This window comes from Nocardioides sp. (assembly GCF_034670285.1).
GTDB lineage: Bacteria > Actinomycetota > Actinomycetes > Propionibacteriales > Nocardioidaceae > Nocardioides.
The window spans coordinates 1-4,378 of sequence record NZ_JAXMNS010000329.1 but is presented as its reverse complement, the minus strand read 5'-3'; the positions used below and the strand labels follow the sequence as shown (position 1 = coordinate 4,378).

At 70.1% G+C, this 4,378-nt stretch carries 4 protein-coding genes; 2 read left to right on the top strand and 2 right to left on the bottom strand.

The genetic code is table 11. From position 1 onward, the window contains the following. Window positions 1-1,139: ferric reductase-like transmembrane domain-containing protein (locus VOI19_RS15080; RefSeq protein WP_323793786.1), on the bottom strand; the 1,139-nt coding region annotated here is incomplete at its 3' end. A 161-nt stretch (window positions 1,140-1,300) separates the two neighbouring features. Between VOI19_RS15080 and VOI19_RS15075 the strand changes: the two genes are divergently transcribed. Together VOI19_RS15075 and VOI19_RS15070 are read left to right on the top strand one after the other, a co-directional pair. Beyond that, a complete protein-coding gene (locus VOI19_RS15075; RefSeq protein WP_323793785.1) occupies window positions 1,301-1,900 on the top strand; it encodes an RDD family protein in 600 nt (199 codons plus the stop codon). A 38-nt stretch (window positions 1,901-1,938) separates the two neighbouring features. Then, complete coding sequence (locus VOI19_RS15070; protein WP_323793784.1) at window positions 1,939-2,706, top strand: SDR family oxidoreductase; 768 nt, start codon at window positions 1,939-1,941, stop codon at window positions 2,704-2,706. Window positions 2,707-2,724: 18 nt separating this feature from the next. Here VOI19_RS15070 and VOI19_RS15065 read toward each other — a convergent pair. After that, a partial coding sequence (locus VOI19_RS15065; RefSeq protein ID WP_323793783.1) for a hypothetical protein occupies window positions 2,725-4,378 on the bottom strand: 1,654 nt, incomplete at its 5' end.

The window sequence follows — 4,378 nt, the reverse complement described above, 5'->3', positions numbered from 1 at the left end:
AACAACGCCTGTCCGGTGTAGCGGTGGATCAACGTCGCCTCACCCGGCGCGTAGTCCAATCCCTCGGCGAGCGCGCGCAGCGGGGTGATGCCGACGCCGGCACCGACCAGCAGCACCTTGCGCTGCGTGCGGGTGCGCTCGGTGAGCCGGCCGAAGGGACCTTCGACGACGACCCGCGAGCCGGGCGTCAGCCCGCGCAGCGACCCGCTGCCGTCACCGACCTCCTTGACGGTGATCCGCAGGCTGCGGCCGTCGGGGGCCGCGGAGAGGGAGTAGGGGTGGGCGCGGGTCCAGCCGGGACGACCGGGGAAGCGCCACAGGAGGAACTGGCCGGCCTCGACCTTCAGCCGCTTCAGGCCGCGACCGGCGATGCGCACGGAGAGCACGTCGTCGTCCTCCTCGACGACCTCGATCACGCGCAGGGCGTGACGCCACGAACGCCAGAGCGGCAGGGCCACCCTCCACACGAGCACCGAGCCGACGGCCGAGACCCACAGCCCCCACCAGAAGATCGTCGACGCTGCCGAGCCGAGGAACTCCTGACCGGTCCAGAGCTGGTGCGGCAGCGCGAGCCCCGCGCCGAGGTAAACGTAGAGGTGGAGCAGGTGCCACGACTCGTAGCGCAGACGTCGGCGCGCGGCCCGCACCGACGTCACCACCACCAGCAGGAGGCACAACGACCCCGCCACGCCCAGGAGCATGCCGGGGTAGTCGAGGGTCAGGCGCCAGATCGTGCCGGGCGTCGCGAGCAGGCGCCCGCCGGCGTACCCCCAGGTGATGAGACCGATGTGGGCGAGCATCAGATTGAACGACGTGAAGCCGACCAGGCGGTGCAGCCGCGCCAGCCGGTCCTGGCCCCAGGCCTGCTCCAGCACCGGGATCCGCGCCATCATCAGCACCTGCACGAGCAGCAGCGCGGAGGCCACCAACCCCGTCAGGCGACCGGTCGACAGCAGCGCGCTGCTCCAGCCGCCGAGGTCCTGGAGACCACCCTCGCGCTCCCAGAGCAGGGTCAGCCACAGCAGGGCTGCCCAGACGAGCGCGAGGCTTGCCATCCGGACGCCGGCGTCGCGACGCGCCCTGACACCCGTGCGCGCGGGGGGCTGCGCCAGCGGCGGCGGCACCTCCGTGGCGGTCATCGGGCGTCCTGGGTCATGCAGTCATCTTCCTGGACATCGCTGGAGGATTGCCCTGGTGCCCCTGTGCAGCACCTGTCGACCTCCGACGACCCGGGCCCGATCGCCCCTATGCTCTGGCGCAACCGCACCTCTCGCCGCACGCTCACTGCAAGGGATCTGTGATGTCTTCCTACGACCCGCCCCCGCCGCCGTCCGAGCCGAATCCGTATGGCCAGCCCAACCCGTATGACCAACCCAGTCCCTACGGCCAGCCACCGTACGGCCAGCCGGGCTACGGGCAGGCGATCACGCCCGACTACGCGCACTGGGGCAAGCGGGTCGGTGCACTCCTCATCGACGGCCTCGTGATGATGCTCGCCTACATCCCGGTCTTCGTGGGCACGATCATGATCGTGGCAGCCGCCGACACGACCACGACGGCTGACGGCACGTTGACGATGACCAACGACGACGTCGGCGCCGTCCCGATCCTGCTGATCGTGCTCGGCGTCGTGGCCTACCTCGCCTTCTACGTGTGGAACATCTTCATCAAGCAAGGGAGCACCGGCTACACGATCGGCAAGGGTGTCCTGGGCATCAAGCTCATCTCGGAGCAGACCGGCCAGCCGATCGGTGCCGGCAAGGCCTTCGTGCGCCAGCTCGCGCACATCCTCGACAGCTTCTGCTACATCGGCTACCTCTGGCCGCTGTGGGACGCGAAGAACCAGACCTTCGCCGACAAGATCATGACGACGATCGTGGTCAACCAGCCGAAGGGCTGACCACAGGACGGCGATCGGAGGTCTGAAAGACTCCGACCATGCCTTCCACCACCAGGACCCTGATCACCGGCGCGTCCTCCGGCCTCGGCGCCGAGATGGCTCGGCAGCTCGCGGCCAAGGGCCACGACCTCGCGCTGTGCGCGCGCCGTACCGACCGGCTCGAGGAGCTGAGCGCCGAGATCCGCGCCGCCCACCCGCAGCGCCACGTCGTCGTACGAGCGCTGGACGTCACCGACGACGACGCGGTGTTCCGCGTGTTCGGCGAGTGCCGCGACGAGCTCGGCCGCATCGACACCGTCATCGTCAACGCCGGGCTCGGCAAGGGCGCGCGACTCGGGACCGGCGGCCACGCTGCCAACCGCGAGACCGCGATGACCAACTTCGTCGCTGCCCTGACCCAGACCGATGCAGCGATGGAGATCTTCCGCGCCCAGAAGTCGGGGCACCTGGTGATGGTCTCGTCGATGGCCGCGATGCGCGGGATGCCGAAGGAGATCACCACCTACGCCGCCACCAAGGCCGGCGTCGCGCACCTCGCGGAGGGTCTGCGCACGGAGCTCTACGGCACCCCGCTGGCCAAGACGATCAAGGTCACCGTGCTCTACCCCGGTTACATCATCAGCGAGATGAACGACTACGCACAGCCGACCTCGCCGCTGATGGCCACCACGGAGGACGGCGTGAAGGCGATGGTGAAGGCGATCGAGAAGAAGGTGCCCGACGCCTGCGTGCCGCCCCTGCCGTGGGCGCCGCTGTCGCTGCTGATGAAGCACGCCCCGCTGCCGATCCTCAAGCGGATGATCTAGAGGACCGGCAGCGCCACGTCAGCGGTTCTTGCGCGGGTTGGTGCGCTTGACCTTCACGACCAGCACCTTCGATCGCGACCTGTCGTAGGCCGTGACGTCGTCGGGCACGAAGACGACACGCACCCGGTGCTTGCCGCGTCGTAGGTTGCGGGCGAGCCTGATCGTCACCACGTCGTCGGTCGTCACGTCGTCACTCGCGACCACCGGCACGTCGAAGCGGCGCGTGCGCCGCCCATCGACCCTGAGCACGATGCGCCCGGCGGCGCCGGTCGACTCGCGGTCCGACAGCACCACGAACCGGACCTTCGCCGCGCGCTTGCCGCGGCGCTGACTCGCCTTCGTCAGGAGGGCCGGGACCTCGGTGCTCGCGCTCTCCTGGGCCGGAGGGGTGGTCGGCGTGGGCGTGGGCGTGGGGGTCGGAGCCGGAGTCGGCGTCGGCGTCGGCGTCGCCGTAGGCGTAGGCGTAGGCGTCGGCGTGGGGGTGGGCGTAGGCGTAGGAGTCGGCGTCGGCGTGGGCGTCGGCGTGGGCGTCGGCGTAGGCGTAGGCGTCGGCGTAGGCGTAGGCGTCGGCGTCGGCGTCGGCGTCGGCGTAGGCGTAGGCGTAGGCGTAGGCGTCGGCTCAGGGGTCGGCGTCGGGGTCGGTGTGGGGACGGGGTCCAGCGCCGCCTCCTGAAGCACCACGTCGCTCAGCTGCAGTGAGCCGATCGGCGTCGTCAGGCCGCCGAACCCCAAGGTGATCGTCGCGATGCTCGTCAGGTCGACGCCCGTGAAGTCGGCCAGGGGAATCCGCACACCGTTGAGGATCTGCTTGCGGGCGGTCGTGCCCGGCGGCGGCTCGTGAGCCGCCGAGTAGGTGGAGGTGTCGACCGCGGCGGTCTCCCCCGCGAGGTCGGTCAGCCGCACGACGACGTCGGTCTCGACCGGCAGCAGCTGCTGCGGGTCGGTGAAGTTCGGCGACAGCCGCAGGTTGAGCGTCGCGAAGTCACTCAGGTCAGCGTTCGTGGCCGACGGCGTGATCGTCAGCGCTGCCGTGGGGCTGGTCCACTCGGCGCTGAGCTGCGGGCCGTCACTGCGGTTGGGCGTGGTCGGGCAGCCGGAGGTGGTGACGACGATCCCGCCGGAGGGGTTGCAGGCCGACAGGCTGAGCCCGGTGCTGGTGATCGGGTCGCCATCCGGCGTGGTGGTCGGCACGGTCGGAGCCGCGAAGGTGCCGGCCGGATTCACGAGCACCCGACGGTCCGGCGCGGCGTACGACGTCTGGATGACGTTGCGGCAGGTCACCGTGGTCGGGATGTCGAGGCCACCGTTGGGGCAGGCCGCCGGAGGCAGACTCTCGCCGCGCACGATCGGGGCGAACTGCTGCTCCTCGCCGACGAAGTAGCGCAGGAAGCCGTTGATCAGGGTGAGCCCGATCTGGCGCTGCTCGGCCGGCTGGAGTCGGGTGGGACCGGCGGCCACGTTGCAGTTAGGGTCGCCGAGGCCGAAGAGGTTGGCGTCGTCGGCGGTCCAGATGGTGTTGAAGTAGTTGTGGTTGGCGCCGTTGGCGAGGTACTGCACGGCGGTGTAGCCGCTGGCGCTGAGGCCGTCCTTGCTGCGCTCGAAGACCGGTGCGCCCTGGAGGTTGAAGACGTCGCCGTCGCAGTAGGGCAGAAGCGTGGCGAAGTTGGTGCAG

Bases quoted from the DNA above. Each gene is read 5' to 3' on its own strand.
- VOI19_RS15075 (WP_323793785.1), top strand. From the start codon at position 1,301: ATGTCTTCCTACGACCCGCCCCCGCCGCCGTCCGAGCCGAATCCGTAT.
- VOI19_RS15070 (WP_323793784.1), top strand. From the start codon at position 1,939: ATGCCTTCCACCACCAGGACCCTGATCACCGGCGCGTCCTCCGGCCTC.